The 26002-nt window shown below is 40.1% G+C and carries 26 protein-coding genes, 2 pseudogenes and 1 other annotated feature; of the genes and pseudogenes, 25 read left to right on the forward strand and 3 right to left on the reverse strand.

Going from position 1 to position 26002, the window contains the following annotated elements:
- The first annotated feature begins 166 nt into the window (after nt 1–166).
- The 8 genes and pseudogenes from yycF (at nt 167) to AOQ70_RS08610 (ending at nt 7980) form a co-directional block, all read left to right on the forward strand.
- The gene (yycF, locus tag AOQ70_RS08575) at nt 167–874 is read left to right on the forward strand and encodes a response regulator YycF (RefSeq protein ID WP_024424030.1); all 708 of its coding nucleotides are present in this window, start codon (nt 167–169) and stop codon (nt 872–874) included.
- 7 nt (nt 875–881) lie between these two features.
- Nucleotides 882–2720, forward strand: coding sequence for a cell wall metabolism sensor histidine kinase WalK (gene walK / locus AOQ70_RS08580; RefSeq protein WP_024424029.1), 1839 nt, complete (start codon nt 882–884; stop codon nt 2718–2720).
- On the forward strand, nt 2710–4089 hold the full coding sequence (gene yycH / locus AOQ70_RS08585; RefSeq protein ID WP_059375742.1) for a two-component system activity regulator YycH: 1380 nt from the start codon (nt 2710–2712) through the stop codon (nt 4087–4089). The genes walK and yycH overlap by 11 nt, the downstream gene beginning before the upstream one ends.
- Nucleotides 4076–4939 (forward strand): two-component system regulatory protein YycI, encoded by an 864-nt coding sequence (locus AOQ70_RS08590; protein ID WP_058838356.1) that lies wholly within the window; start codon nt 4076–4078, stop codon nt 4937–4939. The genes yycH and AOQ70_RS08590 overlap by 14 nt, the downstream gene beginning before the upstream one ends.
- Nucleotides 4940–4945: 6 nt before the next feature.
- Complete coding sequence (locus tag AOQ70_RS08595) at nt 4946–5740, forward strand: MBL fold metallo-hydrolase (RefSeq protein ID WP_058838357.1); 795 nt, start codon at nt 4946–4948, stop codon at nt 5738–5740.
- Between the two features lie 78 nt (nt 5741–5818).
- Nucleotides 5819–7009, forward strand: a complete 1191-nt coding sequence (locus AOQ70_RS08600) for a S1C family serine protease (RefSeq protein ID WP_442854376.1) — start codon at nt 5819–5821, stop codon at nt 7007–7009.
- Nucleotides 7010–7077: 68 nt separating this feature from the next.
- Nucleotides 7078–7541: pseudogene (locus tag AOQ70_RS08605) on the forward strand (GNAT family N-acetyltransferase).
- Between the two features lie 187 nt (nt 7542–7728).
- Complete coding sequence (locus tag AOQ70_RS08610) at nt 7729–7980, forward strand: hypothetical protein (protein ID WP_231730854.1); 252 nt, start codon at nt 7729–7731, stop codon at nt 7978–7980.
- Nucleotides 7981–8056: 76 nt separating this feature from the next.
- Here AOQ70_RS08610 and AOQ70_RS08615 read toward each other — a convergent pair whose 3' ends face one another.
- Entirely contained in the window at nt 8057–8938 is an 882-nt protein-coding gene (locus AOQ70_RS08615; protein ID WP_059375750.1) for an ABC transporter ATP-binding protein, read from the reverse strand.
- Entirely contained in the window at nt 8939–9628 is a 690-nt protein-coding gene (locus AOQ70_RS08620) for an ABC transporter permease subunit (protein WP_058838361.1), read from the reverse strand.
- 192 nt (nt 9629–9820) lie between these two features.
- Nucleotides 9821–10091 (forward strand) — a binding site (T-box leader).
- 111 nt (nt 10092–10202) lie between these two features.
- Between AOQ70_RS08620 and AOQ70_RS08625 the strand changes: the two genes are divergently transcribed.
- The 16 genes and pseudogenes from AOQ70_RS08625 to AOQ70_RS08690 all read left to right on the forward strand — a co-directional run bounded on the left by AOQ70_RS08625 (nt 10203) and on the right by AOQ70_RS08690 (nt 23458).
- Entirely contained in the window at nt 10203–11063 is an 861-nt protein-coding gene (locus AOQ70_RS08625) for an SAM hydrolase/SAM-dependent halogenase family protein (protein WP_041089455.1), read from the forward strand.
- Between the two features lie 14 nt (nt 11064–11077).
- Nucleotides 11078–11635 (forward strand): ECF-type riboflavin transporter substrate-binding protein, encoded by a 558-nt coding sequence (locus AOQ70_RS08630; RefSeq protein WP_024424020.1) that lies wholly within the window; start codon nt 11078–11080, stop codon nt 11633–11635.
- 19 nt (nt 11636–11654) lie between these two features.
- Nucleotides 11655–13370, forward strand: coding sequence for an ABC transporter ATP-binding protein (locus AOQ70_RS08635; RefSeq protein WP_059375753.1), 1716 nt, complete (start codon nt 11655–11657; stop codon nt 13368–13370).
- Nucleotides 13361–14191 (forward strand): energy-coupling factor transporter transmembrane component T family protein, encoded by an 831-nt coding sequence (locus AOQ70_RS08640; protein WP_059375755.1) that lies wholly within the window; start codon nt 13361–13363, stop codon nt 14189–14191. The genes AOQ70_RS08635 and AOQ70_RS08640 overlap by 10 nt, the downstream gene beginning before the upstream one ends.
- A gap of 161 nt (nt 14192–14352) precedes the next feature.
- Nucleotides 14353–14523: a CxxH/CxxC protein gene (locus tag AOQ70_RS19240; protein WP_008360116.1), complete on the forward strand. Its 171-nt coding sequence runs from the start codon at nt 14353–14355 to the stop codon at nt 14521–14523.
- Between the two features lie 80 nt (nt 14524–14603).
- A complete protein-coding gene (gene rlmH, locus AOQ70_RS08645) occupies nt 14604–15083 on the forward strand; it encodes a 23S rRNA (pseudouridine(1915)-N(3))-methyltransferase RlmH (protein ID WP_059375758.1) in 480 nt (159 codons plus the stop codon).
- Between the two features lie 50 nt (nt 15084–15133).
- Nucleotides 15134–16333: an FRG domain-containing protein gene (locus tag AOQ70_RS08650; protein WP_059375772.1), complete on the forward strand. Its 1200-nt coding sequence runs from the start codon at nt 15134–15136 to the stop codon at nt 16331–16333.
- A complete protein-coding gene (locus AOQ70_RS08655; RefSeq protein ID WP_231730851.1) occupies nt 16333–17595 on the forward strand; it encodes a DUF262 domain-containing protein in 1263 nt (420 codons plus the stop codon). The genes AOQ70_RS08650 and AOQ70_RS08655 overlap by 1 nt, the downstream gene beginning before the upstream one ends.
- Nucleotides 17596–17727: 132 nt before the next feature.
- A pseudogene (locus AOQ70_RS19245) lies at nt 17728–17966 on the forward strand (pre-toxin TG domain-containing protein); the annotation flags it as partial.
- Nucleotides 17967–18288: 322 nt separating this feature from the next.
- On the forward strand, nt 18289–18591 hold the full coding sequence (locus tag AOQ70_RS08660; RefSeq protein ID WP_059375759.1) for an ArsR/SmtB family transcription factor: 303 nt from the start codon (nt 18289–18291) through the stop codon (nt 18589–18591).
- Between the two features lie 137 nt (nt 18592–18728).
- The gene (locus AOQ70_RS08665) at nt 18729–19895 is read left to right on the forward strand and encodes an MFS transporter (protein WP_025093702.1); all 1167 of its coding nucleotides are present in this window, start codon (nt 18729–18731) and stop codon (nt 19893–19895) included.
- 66 nt (nt 19896–19961) lie between these two features.
- Nucleotides 19962–20810, forward strand: a complete 849-nt coding sequence (locus AOQ70_RS08670; protein ID WP_059375762.1) for an MBL fold metallo-hydrolase — start codon at nt 19962–19964, stop codon at nt 20808–20810.
- 149 nt (nt 20811–20959) lie between these two features.
- Nucleotides 20960–21550, forward strand: coding sequence for a Crp/Fnr family transcriptional regulator (locus tag AOQ70_RS08675; protein ID WP_059375764.1), 591 nt, complete (start codon nt 20960–20962; stop codon nt 21548–21550).
- Nucleotides 21551–21620: 70 nt separating this feature from the next.
- Complete coding sequence (locus AOQ70_RS08680; protein WP_059375778.1) at nt 21621–21962, forward strand: darcynin family protein; 342 nt, start codon at nt 21621–21623, stop codon at nt 21960–21962.
- A 105-nt stretch (nt 21963–22067) separates the two neighbouring features.
- On the forward strand, nt 22068–22574 hold the full coding sequence (locus AOQ70_RS08685; protein ID WP_059375766.1) for an LURP-one-related/scramblase family protein: 507 nt from the start codon (nt 22068–22070) through the stop codon (nt 22572–22574).
- An 8-nt stretch (nt 22575–22582) separates the two neighbouring features.
- Nucleotides 22583–23458: a LysR family transcriptional regulator gene (locus tag AOQ70_RS08690; RefSeq protein ID WP_231730852.1), complete on the forward strand. Its 876-nt coding sequence runs from the start codon at nt 22583–22585 to the stop codon at nt 23456–23458.
- A 40-nt stretch (nt 23459–23498) separates the two neighbouring features.
- Here AOQ70_RS08690 and AOQ70_RS08695 read toward each other — a convergent pair whose 3' ends face one another.
- A complete protein-coding gene (locus AOQ70_RS08695) occupies nt 23499–24395 on the reverse strand; it encodes a PhzF family phenazine biosynthesis protein (RefSeq protein WP_059375769.1) in 897 nt (298 codons plus the stop codon).
- A 577-nt stretch (nt 24396–24972) separates the two neighbouring features.
- Between AOQ70_RS08695 and AOQ70_RS08700 the strand changes: the two genes are divergently transcribed.
- Nucleotides 24973–25956 carry a hypothetical protein gene (locus AOQ70_RS08700; protein ID WP_059375781.1) on the forward strand — a complete coding sequence of 328 codons (984 nt, stop codon included), beginning with the start codon at nt 24973–24975 and terminating at the stop codon, nt 25954–25956.
- The last annotated feature ends 46 nt before the right edge of the window (nt 25957–26002 follow it).

Raw genomic sequence — 26002 nt, forward strand, 5'->3', positions numbered from 1 at the left:
GCCTTCCTATCCAACGTTTACTAGAAAAGAAAGCCGTTATTATTTTTATCTTTGCCTCGTAAAACGTTATAATAGACAGTGAGCCTTTTTTTCGTAAACGGAAAAGGCGTAATGATATATGCAAAATGGAATGACATAGATGCTAAAAATGCAGGAGGAAATCACAATGGAAAAAAAGATTCTTGTCGTAGATGATGAAAAACCGATTGCTGATATATTGGAATTTAATTTAAGGAAAGAGGGCTATGAGGTCCATTGTGCATATGATGGAAACGAAGCCCTTGAAATGGTAGAAGAAATTAAGCCGGACATTATTCTGCTCGACATTATGCTGCCGAATAAAGATGGTGTTGAAGTATGCCGTGAAGTGAGAAAGAAATACGACATGCCCATTATCATGCTGACAGCAAAAGACTCTGAAATTGATAAAGTCATCGGCCTTGAGCTTGGCGCAGATGATTATGTGACAAAGCCTTTCAGCACGCGTGAGCTGCTTGCCCGCGTGAAAGCGAATTTGAGAAGACAAACCGCTGCTCCGCAGACGGAGGAAGAATCTGAATCAAATGATATTGAGGTTGGATCACTCGTCATTTATCCAGATGCGTATGTGGTGTCTAAGCGTGAGGAAACGATTGAATTGACGCACCGTGAGTTCGAATTGCTTCATTACTTAGCGAAACATATCGGACAAGTCATGACACGTGAGCACTTGCTGCAAACCGTATGGGGCTACGATTACTTCGGAGATGTCCGTACAGTAGATGTTACAGTCCGCCGTCTTCGTGAAAAGATTGAAGACAACCCTAGCCATCCGAGCTGGATCGTGACAAGACGAGGCGTCGGCTACTATTTAAGAAACCCAGAGCAGGACTAAGATTCTTATGAGTAAAGTAGGTTTTTTTCGCTCGATTCACTTCAAATTGACCTTGATTTACGTGCTGCTGATCATCGTCGCCATGCAGATCATTGGCGTGTACTTTGTGAAGCAGCTAGAGCAGTCCTTAATTAATTCATATGATAATTCCTTGAATCAGCGAATCTACTCGTTATCGTATTACCTAGAACAAGATTCATCGAAAAGCAAGGCAGAATTAAAAGAGGATGCTCAAAAGATATTGAACGATTTTAACAACAAAGATGAGTCTAATGAAATCTCTGAAGTCAGCTATATTGACGAAAGCAGAGAGGTCATTGCCTCTGTCAATAATGGCAGCCAAGAGATTGCCGGCAAGAAAATCACTGATCAAATCATTAGCCGTATTTTCGCGGTTGGCAAAGACTATGAAAAAAAATTCTATGACCCTGAATCAAATAAAAGGGTGCGTATTTCTGCGACAGCCGTAAAAAATGAGAACCAAGAGACCGTTGGTGTGATTTATGTTGTGTCTTCAATGGAAAGTGTGTTTAACCAAATGCGAACCATTAACACCATTTTGGCAACAGGGACACTGATTGCACTTGGGACGACTGCTCTACTTGGTATTTTCATCTTCAGAACGATCACTCATCCTATTTCAGATATGAGAAAGCAAGCGATCGAGCTTGCCAAAGGAAACTTCTCCAGGAAGGTCCGGAAGTATGGGCATGATGAGATTGGCCAGCTTGCGACAACCTTTAACCATCTGACGAGAGAGCTGGAGGAAGCTCAGCTGATGACGGAGGGTGAGCGGAAAAAGCTTTCTTCTGTTATTGCCTATATGACGGACGGCGTCATCGCAACGAATCAAAACGGTGCAATTATTCTATTAAACAGCCCCGCATTAGAGCTGTTGAATGTTTCACGTGAAACAGCATTAGAGATGCCGATTACGTCTTTACTTGGATTAGAGGAAACTCATACATTTGAAGATTTAGTCGAAAATCAAGACTCCATGCTGATCGAAATTGAACGAGAAGACCAGCTGTCTGTATTGCGTGTTAATTTCTCCGTTATTCAGAAAGAGCATGGGAAAATTGATGGCTTAATTGCGGTCATTTATGATGTCACTGAGCAGGAGAAAATTGATGCTGAGCGCCGTGAATTCGTCGCGAACGTATCGCATGAGCTGCGCACACCGCTGACGACGATGCGAAGCTACCTTGAGGCGCTGGCTGAAGGTGCGATTGGTGATAAAGAGCTTGCGCCAAGATTCCTTAGTGTCACACAAAATGAAACTGAGCGCATGATCCGGCTTGTCAATGACCTGCTGCAGCTGTCTAAGTTCGACAGCAAGGATTATCAATTCAACCGTGAGTGGACGAACTTTATCAGGTTTATCTCGCTCGTCATTGATCGTTTTGAAATGACGAAGGAGCAGCATGTCGATTTTATCCGCAACCTGCCGCAGCGTGAAGTATATGTAGAAATCGATCAAGATAAAATTACACAGGTGCTCGATAATATCATTTCCAATGCCATGAAATACTCACCAGAGGGTGGACACATCACGTTTACCGTCGATTTGGATGAGGAGAAAGGCCTTGTGTTATTCAGCGTGAAAGATGAAGGCATCGGTATTCCGAAGAAGGATATGGATAAAATCTTTGAACGTTTTTATCGAGTGGATAAAGCAAGAACAAGGAAGCTGGGCGGAACCGGCCTAGGTCTTGCGATTGCAAAAGAAATGGTTCAGGCTCATGGCGGAGATATTTGGGCTGACAGCATTGAAGGAAAAGGGACAACGGTGACCTTTACCCTTCCGTACAATGAAGAACAAGAGGATGATTGGGATGAAGCGTGAGACCTTTAAAACCATAATATTGACAATCCTAATTGCGATCAGTCTTGTATTTACGTGGAATATCTGGATGTTCCAGCCCGTCATGCAGGATCAGGCAGATACCGGCACAAAGGTCGTGGAAACGAAGAAGATTTCAAGCGACGAGCCTAGAAGTCTCATTGATGTCGTGAAGCCGCGCGAGATGTTTATCCATTCAAATGGGGAGCATTTTAAAGTAGATCAAAAGGAACTCTTTCAAAACTTTTGGAATGATGTGAGCCTTTGGGATGTCAAAGAGATTAATGATGTGTCGGATCAATATTCCGAGCAGAAATTTAAGAATTTCTTCTATGGACGCGAAGGGCAAGGAAAGACATTGGATCTTGTGTTCAATGATCCGATTCCGATTGATATTTTCCAAGCGCTTTTTAAATGGCCGAACAAGTCCATTGAATACAACTCGTTTGATCGGATGATCGTGCCGTTCGCTCAGCAGGATAAGGCCAATAAGAAAGTGTACTTGGTCTCATACAGCAAGGAAACGGTGCTTGAGCTGACAATTGAGTCCGCCAACTACCGTAATCTGATGGACAGTATCGCTGCCGCTCAAAACGAGATGCCGCGCTATGATCTTTATACATTCTCTACGAATTCTAAACGAGATTTCCTTCTTCCGAGAAAGCAAAAGCAGCTTGAAGCGAAAATGTTCTTTATCGAAACGATTAAGACAAACAAGTTCAAAGACGCTTTGTTTACGGATCCGAGCCTTGTCGGTGAGGAATCTAATTTAAACCGGACGGTGTACACAGATGGCACAAGCCGCCTTGAAGCCAATCAAAAAGACCACCGCATTCAATATCAGCATCGCAATATCAATTCCAGCACTGTTTTCCAAACGGGGGATTTGATCAAGCGAAGCATGAAATATTTCAATGATACGGGAAGCTTTACTGATGACTACCAATACTTTGGCATCAACAGCAACCAGCAGCTGTCCTTTAATATGTTTATGGACGGTCTGCCGATTGTGAACAGTACAAAGCATCCATTTGGGATGACTTCCCTTGAAGTCCAATGGGCGAATGATGACATTTTGAATTACAAGCGTCCAAATTATATTCTTGGCAATAAAGCGAGTCAAAGTGAACAGGTCAAGCTGATGAACGGCACAGAGCTGAAGGACTTGATCATCAAGCAGACGAAATATGATGATCTGGAGAAAATTGAACAGATTTTCCCTGCATATCAAGCTGCTTCAACTTCATCAGATCAAGATCAAGCGATGTTTGTTTGGCTGGAGCCTGTATGGTGTATGAAGTATAACGGCAAAACCGTGATTCTATCGAATGATCTTTTGACAGAGGGGAGCGAGAATCATGGAGTGGAATAAGACCAAAACGATCTTTATCCTAGCCTTTCTCGTTCTCGATATCTTTCTAGGTTTTCAATACTTTGAAAAACGGTCAACCGATCATTTTGCGATTATCGAAAAAACGGATACGCTGGAAGAAATGAAGGCAGACGGGATCAAATATGGCAATCTATCAGATGAAGCGAAGATTGGATACCGCATTACAGCTGAAAAGAAACAATATACGAAAAAGGATGTCGACGGATTAGCTGATCAAAAGGCGAAAAGCACATTCCCGAAAACAGACAAAGATGATCCTGTCACGCTGCTTGAAATGACCTTCAACAAACCAGTTGCCTTGCCGAAAAAGGATATCAAAACAGCGGCGACGAACCTTGTGAACCAGCGTTTGCTGGATGGGAAGAATTATAAGCTGTGGAATATAGATGAAGAGACAGGGGAAATCGTCTTTTTTCAAACGTATAAAGGGAAATACATCTTCCAAGAAGGCCTTGATGACACCGAAACCATCGGGAAAATCACCTTAGATCTTAACGATCAAAACGAAGTTGTCTCTTATCAGCAGTCAATGGTGACGTCGATTAATGAAGTGAGAAAAGAAACACTTGTCCCAGCACTTGAAACCGTGAAGGACTTATATACGCAAAATTTGCTGAGCCAAAACACGACCGTGAAAAAGGTAGAGCTTGGTTACTATACGCAATACCCGGGGGCAAGCACGCAAGTCATGGTTCCTGTATGGCGTGTGGAGCTTGAAGGCGTATCAGCAGGTTCAAAGAAAAAGACAGAGGAAGAATATTTGATCAATGCCATCGATGGCTCAACACTTGATCATATAGAGAAAGATGACAAATCTTCAATGGAGTGAGAGAACATGAGCTTGCAGTTCAGTGTACTAGCGAGCGGAAGTACGGGGAACGCTTTTTATTTAGAAACAGACGAGCATGCCTTTTTGGTCGATGCTGGTTTAAGCGGCAAACAGATGGTCGAGCTGCTTGGCCAAATCGACCGCAAGCCTGAAGACTTGGACGGCATTTTTGTGACACACGAGCACTCCGATCATATTAAAGGGCTTGGTGTCATGGCAAGAAAGTACAAGCTTCCTGTCTATGCAAATGCGAAAACATGGAAGGCGATGGAATCTCATATCGGAAAAATCGATACAGAGCAGAAATTCCATTTTGATATGGAGACCATTCAATCCTTTGGCGGTCTTGATGTCGAGTCATTTGGCGTCTCACACGATGCGGCAGAGCCTATGTTTTACGTATTCCATTATGGAGGGCGCAAACTTGCGCTCATGACAGATACCGGCTATGTGAGTGACCGCATGAAAGGCATTATTAAGTCAGCCAATACGTTTGTGTTTGAGAGCAATCATGATGTCGGTATGCTGCAAATGGGCCGATACCCATGGAGCATTAAGCGTAGAATTCTGAGCGATGTCGGACATGTATCAAATGAAGATGCTGCTCTTGCGATGACAGATGTCATTGGAGATGCCACCTCACGCATTTATTTGGCTCACTTGAGTCAAGACAACAACATGAAGGATTTAGCCCGTATGGCGGTCCAGCAGACGCTTGAAATGAAGGGCTTTGTTGTCGGGGACGGCTTTGATTTATTTGATACGGACCCGAAAAAAGCAACCCCGCTTTGCGCCGTATGATTTTTACAATCGTATGATTAAGATAAGAGCTTCTTACCAACACTATATACATCATCTATTCACTGAAAGGAAGGAAACATAGTGGATTATCGCGATGTAGAGTGGAAGCCGAGACGAAGCAGAAAAGGATATTTTCTTTCTGGTTTGATCGGTGTATTGGTAGGAGCTTTTTTAATGGGATTCTTTTTCCCCTATGTATCTGGACAGAGCGGCAGTCCCTTTGGATGGCAGCAAAACGGTGATGGACAAACATCTCAGGGCCCTTTAAAAACTGTGAATGTAAACGTCAATGATGCTGTCACGAAAGTGGTGTCTAATATGTCAGATACGGTAGTCGGCGTCATTAATATTCAAAAGTCGAGCTTTTGGGAGGAAGGCGGAGAAGCAGGCAGCGGGTCAGGTGTGATCTATAAAAAAAAGGGTGACACGTTTTATATTGTCACAAACCATCACGTCATCAAAGGCGCCAACCAGCTTGAAGTGAGCCTTCATGATGGGACAAGAATTGGTGCCAATCTTGTCGGCAGTGATCAGCTCATGGATTTAGCGGTTCTCACTGTCAAAAGTGATAAAATCAAGAAAACGGCAGCCTTCGGTAACTCAGATCATGTGAAGCCGGGTGAGCCAGTCATCGCCATTGGAAATCCATTAGGGCTTGAATTCGCAGGCTCTGTCACACAAGGGGTCATTTCGGGCACGGAGCGAGCGATCCCTGTCGACTCAAATGGAGACGGACAAACGGATTGGAATGCAGAAGTACTGCAAACAGACGCCGCCATCAATCCTGGAAACAGCGGTGGTGCCTTGATCAATATGGACGGAAAAGTGATCGGCATCAACTCAATGAAGATTGCTGAATCAGAGGTAGAAGGAATCGGGCTATCTATTCCAGCGAATTTGGTTATCCCTGTCATAGAGGATTTAGAGCGCTATGGAGAGGTGAAGCGTCCGTATCTTGGCGTCGGCATGAAATCATTAGCGGATATTGCGAGTTACCACTGGCAGGAAACATTGAAGCTGCCATCCAAGGTCACATCTGGGGTTGTTGTCATGAGTGTTGAGCCTTTATCTCCAGCAGGAAAAGCAGGACTAAAAGAGCTGGATGTCGTGACCTCCTTTGATGGCAAAAGTGTACAGAATATCGTAGATCTTCGTAAATACTTATATCAACAGAAGGTCGGCGACAAGGTAAGAATGCAATTTTACCGAAGCGGGAAGAAAAAATCAGCAGAGATTAAACTTTCTCAAACCGACCGATATGGCAGCTAACCAGTTCCAGTAAGGGACTGGGTTTTTTGGCATGACTGACATATGATGAAGAAAAGGGGGTTGTACGATTGGTTACACTACAACGGATGTCACAAACCGATTACGATGTATTGATAAAGAAGGCCATTCAGCGGTACGCGGAAGAAAAGGTACTCGCAGGGACATGGGAAAAGGAAGAATCACTTGCGAACGCAGAAGAACAATTTGACAGACTCCTTCCAGAAGGACTTCAGACAGAGCATCATGAGCTGTGGAATTTCTTAAACGGAGATGAAGCGATTGGCTGGGTTTGGCTTTGCTATGACCCGAATCACCCGCAGCATGAAGGATTTATTTATAACTTTATTTTGTTTGAAGCTTATCGAGGAAAAGGCTTTGCAAAGCAGGCTATTGCTGCATTAGAAGAGGAGGCAAAGTCATTAGGTGTGCAAAAACTCTCGCTCCATGTCTTTGCTCACAATCAAATCGCCCGTTCGCTGTACGAAAAACAGGATTTGAAGAAACTGGGATCTATATGAGTAAACCTTTATAAAAAAGAGCTTTTTGAATTCCTAATACCACTCAAGGACGGATTCGAGAGCCCTCATTGTTCATCGGAACACGTTGTTCGGTTGGGAAAGTATAAAGATCGGAAACGGTATTTTAGGGAAGTGATTCATGATATGATAAGTGTTCTTGAAAAATTTATGGATGAACCTTGGTGGATAATTAATGATAGTATGTCGGAGTTTTTTAATGCAGAATTAAAGAAAGAAGTTCATCCAAATCACATTCTCTACGGAAAAAAGGCTGTCGCAGTTGCAAAAAGGGAAGATAACGATGATATAGTTTATTGGATAAGTGAACTAAAAAAATTCGCATTAGTTCATTTAACGTATTCCGCAGATAACACAAGCCAATATCCAAAAACACAGTTAATTACAATAGTTGAATTAGAGGAACATTGTAAAAATGTATCCGAGTTTTACTAAATATGTGTTAAAGATCAACACTAAACAGAGCCATAAAAAAAGAAGAAGTACCGTGCAGAAAGCGTACGGTACTTTTTTATGAGGACATCATGGTATCCTGAGCCGTGACTCTGTATAAATCGACTTTACACTTCACGAAAGCGCGAATGATCGCTGGAACTTGAGCTTCTGAACGAATTAACAATGAGGTCTCGTCATCACTGATCACAAGATCTGTTCCGACAGTTTGTAGGTACTGCGTGAGAACAGGTTTCACCTCATCATCAATCCATGCATGCTTGAAGGTTGCACGTATGTTTGAGGATGTGATGGTTTTCTCTTGAGGATGAGTATGTGGGGACACTAATTTTCCTTCAGAAATGAATGCAGTTTTGGTACAAATACTATTGGTAAACCTTGGGCGGTCAGCTGTTAAAAAGACGGTTTTTCCTTCATCCTTTAATGCTTCAATGACCCGCTGAATGTGGAAAATCGAATCTGCATCAATATCGGCAAAAGGCTCGTCGAGTAAAATAAATTCCGGCTGATGGGCAATGGCCTGCGCCATTCCAAGCCGCTTTTTCATACCAGGTGTGAAGGCACCGACCTTCTCCTGATGATCATGATGTAAGCCGACAAATTCGAGCAGTTCTTCATAATCACTCGTCTTCTGGCGTGTTCCGGTGATTTTTGATAAATAGGCAATATGCTCAAGAGCCGTAAGACCTTCATATAAATCCGTATATTCAGGCAGAACACCGATATGCTGCCTCACTTTTTTTAGCGAAGGCTTATTCATCACTGTAAACGTACCATAGGTAGGGCGGGAGATTCCGGTAATAATATTGAAAAACGTCGTCTTACCAGATCCCTTTGGTCCAATGAGTCCGAAGATATCACCTTGATTGACATCAAGATTAATATCATCTATTGCGACTTTTGTACGATATTTTTTTGTAAGCCCTTTTGTATGAAGCATCTACACATCCCTCCTTTGAAACAGCAGTGCAGTTCCAATGAGTAAGATAACGGTCAATGCCGTGTTCATTAGGACGTAGGTCAGCGGTTCACTCCAGCGCGCATAATAATAAGGCGTCATATATTGGAACCAATGAATCATTCGTTCTGAAGAAAGAACAGAAATCATACTGACGATTGGGAAAAGAAAGGAAAACAACATGCCGACAAACATTGATTTCTGCGGTGTTGGAAAGAGCATGGACAAAAATAAAGCACATGAGATACCGACACTGATAAAGGTTAAGATTTTTAACGCATCAGAGAACAGAAAACGGTGTGAAATCATCATATTCAGGACATATGTCGTCATAATACAGCTAAGCCAAAACAGCATCAGTCCAAGATATTTCCCGATGATGATGTTCAAACGGGTTGTTTTACTGACGAGAAAACGAATGGTTTTCAAATGAATTTCGCGGCTTAAAATATCATGAGACAACAAAAAAATAAGGAAAAAACCAAATAAAGAAATCACCAGTTCATTCCCAATAGAATAAGGATCCTTTGCCAGTTCCCATTGTTCCTGATGAGCAGCGATAAATGGAAGACTTGAAACAAAAGTAGATAAAATGAAAATAATAACAATTGTTAAAATAGATTTTGTGCTTTTGAAGAGCTGCTTAAACTCATTCATACAGATGGTCCACACACGCTGTACCTCCCTTCACCTTTATTATACCCCTAGAATAGAAAGACACCATATCTTGCTCTTTAACATTTGTTTAAATTTCATAAAAAGAAGACTCTTCCAGCACCAGTTGACTCATTTTTAAAAATGTTCAGAAAAATATCTTGATTTATGAAAAAACATCATGTATGATAGCTTTAATTCAAGATAATTATACAGGCAATGACGAGAGAAAGTACAATCATCAATTTTTCCACAGAGAGCTTCGGCAGCTGAAAAGAAGCAAAAATAATGATTCGAAAAATGGTCTCTGAGCCTCGTGCTGAACATATCTATGATATTAGTAGGTGACGACGAGAGTTGGTACTCGTTATCAAAACCACAGTATATGAGCCAGATTGGAGCTTTGTACTTGTAGAGGCTGTTTAGCGCGAGCAAACAGTAAATAAAGGTGGTACCACGAGACAAATACCTCGTCCTTATGATTCAAAGATAAGGATGGGGTATTTTTTATTGTCCACTTTTTTTCATACAATTGTTCAAATGTTCCACGTGAAACACCACATCCATTTTTTCAAATGAAAGGGAGATTGACATGAGTGAACATGCATTGGTTTTACAATCAGATTTCGGCATTGATGATGGAGCTGTCAGTGCAATGTACGGAGTGGCAAATACGGTCAGCAGCAGGATCCGCATTTTTGATTTAACACACAATATTCCGCAGTATGACATTTGGGAAGCTTCTTATCGCCTGCTTCAAACCGTCACATACTGGCCGGAAGAGACGGTATTCGTTTCCGTCGTTGACCCAGGTGTTGGGTCAGAGAGAAAAAGTCTTGTTGTCAAAACGACAAGCTCACACTATATCATTACCCCAGATAACGGGACACTCACGCACGTCGCGCAGGATATTGGCATTGTGGAAGCCCGTTATTTAGATGAAACCATTAACCGGCTGCCAAAGTCGGGAAAATCACATACATTCCATGGGAGAGATATTTACGCTTATACAGGGGCAAGAATTGCATCAGGTGTCATTTCTTTTGAAGAGGTTGGGCCAAAGGCGAATATTGATGATATTATCCATCTTCCAGTCGTACAGGCATATGCGGAAGAAGATGTGATCACAGGGACGATTGATATTTTAGATGTGAGATTCGGAAACCTGTGGACAAACATTCATCACACGCTATTTGAACAGCTTTCAATTAATTATGGGGATGCAATAGAAGTTACCATTGCCAACGGGCCGAAAAATGTGTATAAAAATATCATGACCTATGGACGATCTTTTGCCGACTTAAAGGTAGGCGAACCACTCGTATATGTCAATTCACTAGACCATTTAGGCGTGGCGATCAATCAAGGGTCATTTGCAAAGGCTTATAACATCGGTACAGGCACAGGCTGGCGCCTTTCGATTCGCAAAGCTCCGCGCATTATATACGAATAAGAGGAGGATACATCATGGCAGGAAAACAACTTTCAACGAAAACTGTCGTTGCTATTGGAATTGGCGCAGCCGTCTTTGTGATTTTAGGACGATTTGTCTCCATTCCAACTGGAATTCCGAATACACAAATTGAAACCTCATACGCATTCCTTGCATTAATGGCCGTGCTATTTGGTCCTGTTGCAGGCGCACTGATTGGTTTTATTGGCCATCTCATTAAAGATGCAACCACATTTGGCCCTTGGTGGAGCTGGATTATTGTTTCGGGTGTGGTTGGTTTATTGATCGGCTTCATTTCTAATCGATTAAAAGTAGAAGAGGGAGACTTCGGCTGGAAGAAAATCACGCTCTTCAACGCCGTGCAAGCAGGTGCACAGGCATTAGGCTGGTTTATCATTGCTCCTGTGCTCGACATTGTGATCTATGCAGAACCTGCGAACAAAGTATTTGTTCAAGGCATCGTGGCAGGGATTTCAAACATCATCACAGTTGGTGTACTAGGAACCATCATCATTGCAGCCTATGCAAAAACGAGAAGCAAAAGCGGCAGTCTATCGAAAGAAACATCATGAGGCAAGGTGGAACACATAAATGAAGAAACCGATGATTCAATTCGAACATTTCGGATTCAAGTATCGCAGTCAGGCAGAACCAACATTAAAGGATATCAACCTGACCATCTATGAAGGAGAAAAAGTTCTCGTCGCAGGCCCGTCTGGATCGGGAAAAAGCACACTAGCCCATTGTATTAATGGGCTAGTTCCTGCGTCTTATAAAGGTTCTATGGAAGGAAGTCTTCACATCGGCGGGAAAAATGCAGAGAAAGAGAACATTTTCTCCCTCTCACAGCTTGTCGGAACGGTGCTTCAGGACCCTGATGGACAATTTATTGGGCTCACCGTTGGAGAAGACATTGCGTTTACGCTTGAAAATGATCAAGTCACACGTGAAGAAATGAAAACACGTGTCGAGGAAGCGGCAAAATTAACAGAGGTAGACGGCAAGCTGGCATCTTCCGTGCATGAGCTGTCAGGTGGTCAAAAACAACGTGTCGCTATCGCTGGTGTACTGGTCAACGATGTCGACATTTTGCTGTTTGATGAACCACTTGCAAGCCTTGACCCCGCAACAGGTAAAGAAGTCATCGACCTCATTGACCGGCTGCAAAAACAAACGAAAAAAACCATTGTGATGGTTGAGCACCGATTAGAAGACGTCCTCTTCCGTCATGTGGACCGCATCATCGTTGTCAATGAAGGAACGATTGTAGCGGATATGACACCAGATGAATTGCTCGCCTCAAATGTTCTAGAAGCGGCGTATTTACGTGAGCCTTTATATGTAAAGGCGATGAAATATGCAGGCATTCCGGTCGCGCCAGGAGATCAAATCGCTGATTTACAGCGTCTCACCTTAGACGATGAGGCAAAAGAGAAAATTGAGAAGTGGATGGAAGCATCTGAGCCATCAGTAGAGCAGATTGCAGCACAGGATTTACTAGAAGTGCGCGAGCTGAGTTTTGATTATCCAACAAGACCAAACACGCTGAGCAACATCTCTTTTACCGTCAAAAAAGGAGAAATGATCAGCATCGCAGGAGCCAATGGCGCAGGCAAGACGACATTATCTAAGGTGCTCTGTGCGTTTGAAAAGCCAACAAAAGGGACCATTCTTTTAAATGGTGAAGACATCACAGGAGATACAATCAAACAGCGCTCTGAACGAATCGGCGTCGTCATGCAAAACCCAAATCAAATGATTTCAAAACAAATGATCTTTGATGAAGTCGCACTCGGTCTCGTTTTAAGAGGCGTAAAGGAAGACGAGATCAAGGAACGGGTGGAGCGGGTTCTGAAGGTGTGCGGACTGTTCCCATTTCGGAACTGGCCGATCTCAGCCCTCAGCTTTGGACAGAAAAAACGCGTCACCATCGCGTCTATTCTTGTATTAGAGCCAGAAATCATCATTTTAGATGAGCCAACAGCCGGACAGGATTTTAGACATTATACAGAGATGATGACGTTTTTAGAGCAATTGAATCAGCAGGGTGTCACGATTTTCATGATCACCCATGATATGCACTTAATGCTAGAATACACAACAAGAACCATTGTCATTTCAGATGGAGAAAAAATCGCAGATGATACACCAGCCAAAGTACTGACAGATCAGCTGCTTGTCCAAAAGGCGAGCTTAAAGGAAACATCGCTGTATGAACTGGCGCTGAAAGCTGATTGGCCGAATCCAAATGAACTCGTGGATCGCTTCATTGAGGTTGACAGAAAGGAACGAATGACATGGCTGTAGACATGCTGTCCTATATCGACCGCCCGTCGCCGATTCACCGGCTGACAGGTGCAACCAAACTCATTTGCTTTATCCTCTGGTCATCCGCAGCGATGCTCACGTATGATACAGGCGTTTTAGTGTTTATGTTAGCCTCCAGTATCGTATTCTTTCAGCTATCAAACGTACGATTTCGTGATATTTCCTTCGTGGTGATCGTCCTGGCGATTTTCCTAGTGATTAATAACATCGCCATTTACATCTTTGCGCCTCAGCAAGGTGTCGCCATCTACGGAGCAAAGCATGAGCTGTTTCATATTGCCGGCTGGTACAACGTCACACTTGAACAGCTTTTCTATCAGTTGAACATTACGCTAAAATACGTGACCGTGATGCCAGCAGCGCTTTTATTTATTGTGACAACAAATCCAAGTGAATTCGCCTCATCGCTCAGCAGAATTGGGGTCAGCTACCGGATTTCCTATGCGGTAGCGATTGCCTTGCGCTATATTCCAGATATTCAGCGGGATTTTCGTACGATCGCGATTTCTCAGCAAGCAAGAGGCATTGATTTATCGAAGAATGAAAAACTGGGGAAACGAATCAAAAATGCGTTGTCTATTGTCATGCCGCTGATTTTCTCCAGCTTGGAGCGGATTGAAACGATCAGCAATGCAATGGAGCTGCGTGGTTTTGGGAAACATAAAAAGCGTACATGGTTTACGGCAAAAGACTTTCAAAAAGCAGATTATGTGGCGTTCGTATTTGTTGGTGTGGTACTGATTGTTTCGTTAGTGATTACATTTGTTAGAGGAACGAGATTTTATAATCCGTTTTTATAGAAAGAAGCCTTCACAGGAGTGGAGGCTTTTTTATTTGGTTTGTGGATAAAAGGTGTGGAAAATGGTAAAAGACTATTAACATGTGAATAAATCGGTTATATTGAACAATGAGCGAAACACTTGTGAATAACGAGACAACATATTGGAGGAATTAGAAACTTATGAACAAATCACTTTATGCTTGTGCAGAACATATAGAAACCGTACTAGACATGTACATAGATGACCATGAAACACCGCCAGAATTCAGAAAAATCGAACATACACACAGTTTATCCACAACCTGTGAATTGTGCGATGAACCTGCAATATATATAGTGGGGAACGAATGATCGGACACAAAATACACAAATTTTATCCACAATTGTTGATAACTTATATGAATAACTTGTTCTTAAGGTGGGGATGACCTGTGAATATATCAATTATCACAGTAGGAAAATTAAAAGAGAAATATTTAAAGCAAGGCATAGCCGAATACACAAAACGATTACAAGCCTATGCGAAAATCGAAATCATTGAGCTTGCGGACGAAAAAGCACCCGAGAATCTCAGCGATCAAGACATGAAAATCATCAAAGACAAAGAAGGCGAACGCATCCTAAGCAAAATCAACCCAGACGCCCACGTCATCGCCCTCGCCATCGAAGGAAAAATGAAAACTTCCGAAGAATTAGCCGATACAATAGATAAGCTGGCAACATACGGAAAAAGCAAAGTATGTTTCGTCATAGGCGGATCCCTTGGCTTAAGCGACGCTGTCATGCAGCGTGCGAATGATAAACTGTCGTTTTCGAAAATGACGTTTCCGCATCAGTTGATGAGATTGGTGTTGGTGGAGCAGATTTATCGGGCTTTTCGGATTGTGCGGGGGGAGCCTTATCATAAGTGATATTATACAAAAAGTGGATATTGTGTATAATAATACAAAGGGGTGATATCTTGCAAAATACAAAAAGAAATATTTTCGGTATTGAACTATTAGAACAGATTGATTTAAGTTGTAATGAAAAAGAATTAAAAAGAATAATGGTAGAGTATTCTTTAGAAATAGAAGAAATTACACAAATGCAAGATGACTTAATAGAAAAAGAACTTTCAAATTTTAAGGATAAAGAGACAGAACAGTTCGAAGTTTACTTAAAAAATTTAACATATATAAAGCAGTCTTACTTTATTATGTTAAAAGAACCAGAAATTAATTCAAATAAATATGAATTAGAATATTTAAAAGATATTAAAATAGAAGAAATAATTGACTTAGAACAAGAATTAGATGATGGGAAATTGATTTTAGATTACAGCAAAATAAACAATTTAGTAAATAGAAGGAAAGAAGAAGAAGAAAAATGGAAAGAGTATAATATTCCGCATACACTTTCCGAAATGCTGGGCATAAATAAAGATGAGATTATATATATAAATAAACTTAGCGAATATATTGACTTTGTCTCGAAACTAGAACCTGCTGAAAACTATGTCTCAAGAGGACAAAAAAACTGTACAAACAAATTAATCCCCTCATTACATAGAAGGTATACAAAGGATTTTGAAATATATGCAGATAAGTATGAGAGTGCTTTTAAACAAAAAATTGTATTTTATGATAGAGATATTATAGGGAAGTCAAAAGAAGCATTAAGAGCGGAAGGCCAACATTTTGGCTTACCTACAGAGTATTTAGACTTTACTGAAGCACACTTGATTTCCTTATTATTTGCAATTGAAGACTATGAATATAGGGAACATCATTCTATAGTATACTTTATTGACGCTCTCTCTTATAATGATGACACAATTAATAGGAAAGAGAAATTAATAGATTACTCCGATACTAACGTGGTAGATGGTTTGAATAAATTTTCTGCCAGGTCATATTTTATTAAATTAGGTAATTCAAATGAAAGAATTCATTTTCAAAAAGGGTGTTTTTTAAAAGTATCTACACAAGATAGAGAAGACTTTGAGAGAAGATTATTTGAGTTTGGAAAAATTGTAATAATAAATAAAGAAGCGAAGAAAAATATGTTGAAAGAGCTTTTTAATCTTGGTATTACTTTTGAAAATATTTATCCTGATAAAGATAATGTAGTTAAATCTATAAACTTCCAACACGAGATGATGAAGGGGGATGATATTTGATGATGAGCTCTAAATTTAAAGAGTCCATGAGAAATATAAAATCAAATAGACCGTTAATATCGGTTCAAGATATCGTTACATTTATTGAAAAGGGAGAAAAGTATCTAAAATTAGATGTCTTAACTGAACAAGAAGAGATAGAGATATTACATGGAATTGTTTTAAGTCCAGATTATCAACGTAAATATCGATCTTCCATTCGAGAAGAGAGCTCAATTATTGAATCACTATTGATTGGAATACCAATACCAGAAGTTTTTCTGGTTATTTCTGGTGAAAATGATGCTCAAATTAGACATGTAATGGACGGACAACACCGTTTAAATGCGATTTTTAGATATATAAACAATAAATTTCCATTGAAAAATCTGGAGATAATAGGGGAAAATCCAGCATATGATAATAAAAAATTTTCTGAGTTAGATAAAAAAGATAAAATTAAAATCTTAGGGAGTCATTTATCAATTCTAGAATTTGAAAGCTTTGAAGATCCAGAAGTAGAGATAGAATTATTTAAAAGATATAATAGAAACACAAAACCTTTAGAAATACAAGAAATTGAAATGGCAACTTACTTTTCAGAAACGAGTAAATTTATAAGTAACTTTATTAATTCTTTGATTGAGGATAGTGAGGATAATCTATTTCATTTCGATAATTTAAGAGAGATGAAATTACTGAAACTTTATAATATTACGAAAGGTAGGAACGATAAGCAAAAAAATCACCAAGAAATATGTATAATATTTAGTGTTTTAGAAAAGGGGTTACAAGAAAATATAAGGGATGGAATTACTGCTTCGAAAGTCTTTTTAGAGAGAAAATCCAAATTGTTCAAAAGAAATGAAGATGAAAACTTAATAGAAATGAGAGAAATATTTGATGATTTTAATGAACTAATTATAAAGATATCAAATGAAGTAGAATTTCCATTTTCAATGAGTATGGTTTCAGATAAAAAAGAAAGACAGAGTAAATTTATAGTAGGAGTATCTATTATACTAGCAGCAATATATTATTATTTTGAAATTAATCTTAATGATAAAAAGCTTGTAGACGATATAAAAACAATAATTTCTTGTTCCCCTATAGCTGACATAGAATATAAAGCCTCATCAACTAATATGAAGAATATAATGAAATATTTATTTATAGATAATAAGATACAAAAAAGAGAGTTTTCTTCATTAATTTTAAAACAAAGCAAAAAAACAGAAATTGAGAATTTTATTAGAAGTAATATTGAAAAGAATATTAAATAGAAAAATGTAAGTCTTATTAATTCTAATGGCAATTGTTGCGCTTAAAAGTCTACTTATAAAATTTATAAGTAGACTTTTTTGTAATCATCCATAATAATTATACGCTTGAATAAAAAATTGGGATTGCATGTAAAAGCGTATCAAAATAGAGAAATCTACAAGACAAAAGCGATATTGAAAAGCAAACTTCTGAATATCTCAACTTAAAAAAAGAACAACAAGAAGCCCTCGCCAACCGTCCTTGGTATGAAAAAGCACTCGATTATGGCGGAAACATCGTGAATGAACTGACCGGCGTGAACGATGCAAAACGTGCCGCAACAGGCGTTGATCCAATCACGGGCGAGGAACTCACCGCAGGCCAGCGAGTGATAAGCAATTTCTAATTTAAATGTATTTCTAGAGATTTTCCACCAAGGTTTTTTAATAACCTCATTTAAAGGCATCACGGTGAGCCTTATCATAAGTTAGTGAGGGGTGAGAAGGCTAAATTTAGCTGTACAAGCAGCAAAAAAGTGCTCTAATCCTTTTCCATCAAACATCTCCATTGCACCAGGATAGAAGATATAACCACCCCGCAAAAAAACGCGATTAAGCCTAAAGCTGCGGGAATGACCTAGTAAAATAGAAATTTTTAAGGAATCTCAAACAACACATGTTGACATATCGTTATTTATCGATATAATGGTGTGTATGGAGCCAATAGAAGTTTTCAAAGCCTTATCCAATGAATCCAGACTGCAAATTTTACAATGGTTAAAGGAACCTGATTGTCATTTTACACCCCATGAAGGGATTGATATGAATACTACAGGGGTATGTGTTAGTCAAATAACAGATAAATTGAAAATGACGCAATCAACAGCATCTCAATACCTTTCAATTTTACTACGAGCTGGATTAATTACGACAGAGCGTATAGGTAAATACACGTATTATAAAAGAGATGAAAATGCCATAAAACAAATTGCTGAGATTCTAGAAAAAAATATTTAATAAATGAACTGAATTCATACATCAGAATTCAGTTTCATTTATTAAATACAAATCGACTTATCGTAATATGTTTTTTTGTCCATACATATTAACAATTCTAGATATGTAAATGCACTATATATAAGGAGTGATCTACATTGTCAAACACTGTAAAGATTTACATTTTAGCTATTGTCAGTTTTTTAGTTGGTACATCAGAGTATATCATCTCTGGTATTTTGGATAATATTTCTGAATCATTAGGGATTACGATAGCTGCAGCCGGCCAGTTAATTACGATTTTTTCTCTTGTGTATGCCATCTTCACCCCAGTATTAATGGCTTTAACATCGGGAATGAATAAACGCAAGTTAATGTTATTTTCACTTAGCGTTTTTATTCTAGGTAATATTCTTGCATTCGTCCTCCCTGGGTATCAATTATTTATTGTGTCAAGAATTATTATGGCTCTTGGAGCGGGGATGGTCGTAGTTACTGCATTAACAATTGCTGAAAAAATTGCACCAAAAGGTAAGCAAGGTACCGCTATTGCTACAGTAGTAATGGGCTTTACAGCATCATTGATCATTGGAGTCCCACTGGGCAGAATGACTAGTGATTTCTTCGGTTGGAAAGCTGTATTCGGAGGAATAGCCTTACTCGGATTATTAGCCATGGTGATCATTTCTCTTACGATTCCAAAAATCCAAGGGGATAAACCTGTACCTTTAATTCAACAACTCGCTCTTTTTAAAAAACCAAAAGTAGTGTTGGGATTAGCCATCACCTTTTTCTGGCTCGGTGGTTATTCAATTGCCTATACCTATTTATCCCCTTACCTTTTAAATATATCGGGTGTAAGCAGCAAATTGCTGAGTGGAGTTCTCCTCGTATTCGGGATTGCTAGTCTAGTTGGGTCAAAGTTTGGTGGATTTAGTACCGATCGATGGGGTGTGAATTTTACTCTGATTAGTGGAATGACATTACATGTCATCATGCTCATATTGCTCTCACTAGTTACGCATTCTTATGTTGGAGTATTACTCATTTTAATATTATGGTCATTTGCTGCATGGTCTTCTGGCCCGACTCAACAATATCACTTAGCTACAATGGAGCCAGAGTCATCAGGTATACTATTAGGTCTCAATCAGTCAATGATGCAATTAGCGATGGCTGCAGGTGCAGCTATTGGAGGTATCTTTGTAGAGAGGGTTTCTCTATCTTCCGTTACTTGGGCAGGTGCTTTAGGCGTTGCAATCGCGATCATTGTAACAATATTGGCTTCGCGTGCTACTTCGAGTAATGAAATTCGATATACTTAAACAGTAGAACGATGGGAAAAAACGTGATTCAATTTAAAAAATAATGACAGAAAGTAGGAAGCACCTTTGCACTCAATTAAAAAAATAGGTCAGAGTTTTTGGTACATCACACCAGTATCACTTACCGACCGCCCCATCCTAGGCATGGTCGCAGGCAATAACAAAACATTAATGATCGATGCCGGCAACTCAGAAGATCATGCGAATTATTTCATCCAAAAAACTTTAAAGCATGAGAACGTTTCGCCCGATCTCGTTGTCCTCACGCATTGGCACTGGGATCATATTTTTGGTCTGCCAGCGCTGCCTGATACGGTTTCAATTGCTTCTGCACAGACAAGAAAGGAAATAGAGGAGCTTGTTCCGTTTTCGTGGTCAGATGAGGCAATTGATGAGCGGGTGAGGGAAGGAACGGAGATTGAGTTTTGCGCGAAGGCGATAAAAGAAGAATATCAGGAACATCGAGATATTCAGGTGGTTTTACCGGATGTGACCTTTGACCGTCGGATAGAGATTGATCTTGGCGGAGTCACTTGCATCGTGCAGCATGTTGGAGGCGATCATGCGGCAGATTCAGTGATCGTGTATGTGAAAGAAGAGAAAATCCTTTTTCTTGGTGATTGCATTTATCCGAAAATGTATGCCGAAAAAGTCCATTATACGGTGAAAGAAATATTACGTCTTTTAGATGAGTTAAATGCTTTTGATGTCGATACGTATATTCCTTCACACCAAAGACCGTGGACAAAAGAGGAGTTTCGTCAGGAAACAGACAAACTTAGGATAATTGCGAAATTCACTGATCGATGTGGTGGAGATCGGCAGAGAATCATGAGTGAATATCAAGCACATGTGAACAGAGAACTGAAAGAAGATGAGTTAGAAACCATTGCTTACTTTGTAAATGGGTATTAAATCATAACTAAAAAAAGTCTCATTTGAGTGATTTCCCTCAAACGAGACTTTTTTTGCATCACGTATTGTGACAGACTTATTTTGAGCATTGATAATAAAAACAATCCCCAAGTAGGCTTGAGTTTTCCTTATTAGGAGGTAAAAAACAGATGGACAAAATAACTGACCCATACGACACTTTCAAAACCAAAATATCCAAATATCCAATTGAACAAAATCATTGGCAAGCCTTCAAAGATGGAACAACGATTAAACAATTAAAAGCGGGTACATGCATGGTCAAGGCTGGCGATCCTGTGAAGCACGCTTATTTCTGCATAACGGGGCTCTTCCGTCTCTTCTATTTGTTACCGGATGGAAGGGAGTACAACGTGGCTTTTACGTTGGAAGATGATTTTGCTACTTCTTATGCAAGTATGATCAACGGGCAGCCTTCTCCTTATTCGATTGAAGCGATGGAGGATTCTATTGTGATTGAAATTCCGTATGATCTGCTTCAAATGTTGATGGATAGAAGTCATATGTGGGAGCGGTTTGTTCGGGTTAGTGTAGAGAGGCTGTATACGAGAAAGGAAGAGCGTGAGAGGGAACTGCTATATTTGCCGGCAATTGAGCGATATCAGGCGTTTTTATTGAAATATCCCGGGTTACATCAACGTATCGCTCAATATCATATTGCCTCATATATTGGTATTTCTCCGGTTTCGCTGAGCAGGCTTCTTCATCCTGCTGAACATTAACCTATGTTAATGCACAATCTCTAGATCTGACGTACAATCATCACATCATAGAAGAATCGGGGGTATGATGATGAAATATATGATGGTTGTTTTATTAGAGTTCTACCCATCTTGGCTTGCTTTACCACGAGAGGAGCGCAGAACCCATGCGGCTTCGCTGCAAGAGTTGACGCAGAAATATGAGGAACATGTGACGGTGCGCTTTTTTGATGCTGAAGCTCTTCCAGGTAAAGATTACACAGATTTTGTGATGTGTGAAACGGAAGACCTGAAGTTCTATCATTTTATGTGGGAAGAGATTAGGGATTCTATTCCTTACACAAGTGGTTATGTCAAAATTAAAGAAGTCATCATGGGAATGGAAAATGCTTTTCAAACATATGAAAAAGAGTCTCTGAAAATGGATCAGTAATCGAAAACCACCTGCTATCAGGTGGTTTTTTGTACATTCTATTTTTTGGTATAATCAGAGGTAATGTAAGAACGGATAAATTTTTGAACTGAATCGGAGGTACATATGAAACAGCTTTACATGAAGCAGAAAGTATTTAGCCTGAGCGGCAGATTTACGGTAAAGGATCAACAGGAGAAGGATGTGTATGTGGTAGAAGGCAGCTTTATGAAGATGCCGAAGACGTTTACCATTTTGAATACAGAACGAGATGAAATCGCTGTGATTACGAAGAAAATGTTTACCTTTTTACCGAAGTTTTTTGTAGAAGTTGATGGTCAAGAGGTATTGACGATTAAAAAAGAGTTTACGTTTTTTAAAGCAAAATATTCAATTGATGCTGCTGGGATCGAAGTGCAAGGTAACTGGTGGGATATGAATTTCCAAGTGCTGCAGAATGGCGAAGTGATCGGTCAGGTGAAGAAGGAATGGTTTACTTGGGGTGACAGCTATAAGGTTGATATTTTGAAAGAAGAGATGGAGCCTGTGATGATTGCGCTCGTTGTTGCGATTGATTGTGTGAAAGCTGATGAAGCAGCGTCTAGGTCTTCGTCGTCGGCAACGTCGAATTAATAAGTGAGGTGAGCACACTGATCACATTCCAATACAAAGTATTTCTAACAGTCGTCGAATGCGGCAGTTTTACAAAAGCTGGGGAGAAGCTTGGGCTGACGCAGTCTGGGGTGAGTCATAATATTGCGAAGCTTGAGTCGGAACTCGGGATTGTGCTGCTTCGGAGGAATCGAAACGGGCTGTCGTTGACGGACGCAGGTGAGCGGGTGATGCCGCATATCCGGCAAATCTTGCATCATGCGGCATTGCTTGAGCAGGAGGCGGCGCTAATTCAAGGGATGGAAGTGGGGAGCATCAAGATTGGGACATTCCCTAGTTTTTCTTCAAATGTCCTTCCACGCCTTATTCATCGTTTTACGCAAAGCTATCCGCATATCAAGCTGGAGTTATATGAAGGTGGTTATGAGGAGATTGAGGAATGGATCGCTTCAGGCACGGTTGATGTTGGTTTTTTAACGCAGTCATCGAGGGAATTCGAGACCCTTCCACTTTTTCAAGATGAATTGGTGGTGCTCATACAAGAGAATCATCGCTTTCATACGAAGAAAGTGATTGAAGTTGACTCGTTACATGATGAAGCCTTTATCATGCCGAAAGCGGGCTGTGACATACTCGTTAAGAAGCTGTTAAAAGAAAGAGGCAGCGTGAAGCCTCATGTTTTGTTTGAAATTGAAGACAACAATACGCTTATTTCTATGGTTCAAGAAGGATTAGGGGTCACAATCATTCCAAAATTAATTTTGCCGCCGCACATACCTCATACGAAAGTCATTCCACTAGAGACGAACGTCTATCGTGAGGTCAACCTGGCGTTCAAATCGTTCAAGGCAGCTTCCCCATCGGCGAAAAGATGGATTGAAACGGTCAAAAGTCATTTTAAATAGAACCAGCTTGAACAGGATGTCTCCCATTCAAGCTGGTGTTTTATAAAGTCAACACGCCGCGGATCGTGATGACAGCTGCGCCTGCCACTTTGATCACCGGCTTTGATTCATTTGGAATGACTGTGATACGAAGCAAGCCAGGTCTACCGATGGCATCCCCTTGGGCAATATTCAGGTGAGTGATTTCTTGCTGAGAAATGATGCCCTCCAAATAAAGATATCCAGCCAATGCCCCGTTTGCTGCCCCCGTCACAGGATCTTCGGGTATACCAATCCCAGGTGCAAAATCTCTCGTATAAAGATCGCATTCTTTTGAGGTGTGGAACGTATAAAGGTGGGTTGTCGAGATGCCATGCTCTTTATTCATTCTAGCTAAAGCCGCTAAGTTCGGTGCCGCTTGATCAATGTCCTGTTGGTGCTTCATCGGAACAAGAAGATGCCAGTTACCGGTGTTTGCTAATTTGATAGGAAAGGATGGATCAATGCGGTCAATGCTCACACCAAGCATGTCACTAAGCTCTTCTAAATCAATGACAAAATCTCGCGTCTTCGGTGTCACCTGAGTCATTTCCACATCAACGACCTTGCCATTTTCTTCGTGCCATACGACAGGAACATTGCCGATCTTTGTTTCTAACACGACCCCTGATCTCTCTTTAGCCAGCCCTAGCTCCGTCGCCAGAAGCCAAGTCAATCCAACAGTCGCATGCCCGCAGAAATTGACCTCTTCCGTTGGCGTGAAGTATTTGACCCGATAATCGGCTTCCTGATCATGGGCAGGCAGCAAGAAGACGGATTCCGGTAAATTCAACTCCTTGGCGATGCTCTGCATGTCATCTTCTGTTAAAAACTCACCATCCAACACCACCCCAGCGGCATTTCCTCCAAATTTCTCAGTTGTAAACGCATCAACATGATACACTCTAATGTCTCTCATCTGACGAACCCTCCTATACATTTTTGTTACGTTTATCATAAGTTTGTTTGAAGCATTCGTAAAATGAATCTTTTTGATGTTTTAAATCGGAATTGTTCATGTAAGAGAAGGAGTTTCATTTTATATATTAAATTACTATTTTGGTGAGTCTTTAGTCATGAGAATATCCCTTGTATCTATATTAGAAAAAATATATAATATTTGTATATAAAAACACGAATAGAAAATAGAGGATATTTTTATAAATCAGTCCTGAAAATTAGTATCTTTTACTACCTGTATTATGGTGTTGTATCTTCGTATACAGGAAAATACAAGTTTGTATTGTGTGGAAAGAGAACAAAGGTTGATTGTTATCAAAAGATAGGAAAACTCTACTTCACCGTCACTGGGATAGGTATGTCGGAAAGTAGTAAAACGGTAAAGGCGTTTAAAGCTGAAAAGTAGAGTTTAATGATCATTTAAAAAAAATCGTCATTCATTTCTATGGTGACGATTTTATTTTTAATAGCCAAACGATATAAATTCCAATGATAGGAGAGTGTTTATATTGAAAAAATTGCAGTATTTTATCCTAATGGCTGTCATCTTTTGCTGCAGTATGTGGTCCGCGACTGTTCAGGCACAATCCGGATATTTCAACACATATACAACGTATTCTGCAATGTCCGGTTCTGGGTTCTACACTTCTATGCAAGGGATGGCTGTAGATCGTAATAATAATATGATTTATGCTGCAAAAATAAATACGTCAAATCACTTGACGCAATTGTACGCTATTAAAATGAACGGCTCGTCAAGCAATAGAACTGTTAAGCTCCTTAAAAACTCTGATACCAACAGTACTAGTAATGACTTAGGACATGCTAATGACTTAGCTGTGAAAGCTCAAAAAGGTGATGAGCAAGTTAGCTTATATGTAGCGCCTATGGCCGATGGTGTAAAGTATGTAAAAAAGATAGTGAAGTTAAGTGTGAACACGAAGAAAAATACGTACAAAGTGGCTAAATCCTATGTCCTTCAGTACCAAGGGGCGAATTTATCAATTAGCGGCATCACATATTCTGTTGGAGCGGACAAGTTTATTGTCAGGTCTGGCAATCGCTTTTTTATTGGGAATTTTAATGACCAAAAAGGACAATTTGAATATGAGGTAACGTTTACATTAAATTATACGAAAGCGATTGTAAATCAATCAGTGGTGGATGTTTCTAAGTACATTCTTCAAGGCATTTCTTTCTATCAAGGAACATTATATGTACCATTATCTAAGCCAGACTCCAATGGAGGGGCTTCTAATGTGAGTGTCATTCTCACATATCCATTAAATATCAATCAAATCCTGAAAGAGCAAAAGGAAACACCTGCAAAAGATTTTTCAAAAGAGTTGTTTACTAGAAAAGACCTTTCATTTCGAATTACGAGCAGTGCATTTACTCTTTTTGAAATAGAAGCTGTTGATTTTGATGACGGAACGTTATATTTTAATACAAATCGCGGGAAGAAAGGCACACAAGAAGATATGATCGCGACGTTCAATGATTATAACTATTACAAGTGATAGGTTATTTGCAAAAAGCCCCTCATAAACTGAGGGGCTTTTTTGC

The sequence above is a fragment of the Bacillus sp. AM 13(2015) genome (assembly GCF_001518755.1).
In the GTDB taxonomy this organism is placed as follows: domain Bacteria; phylum Bacillota; class Bacilli; order Bacillales; family Bacillaceae; genus Bacillus; species Bacillus safensis.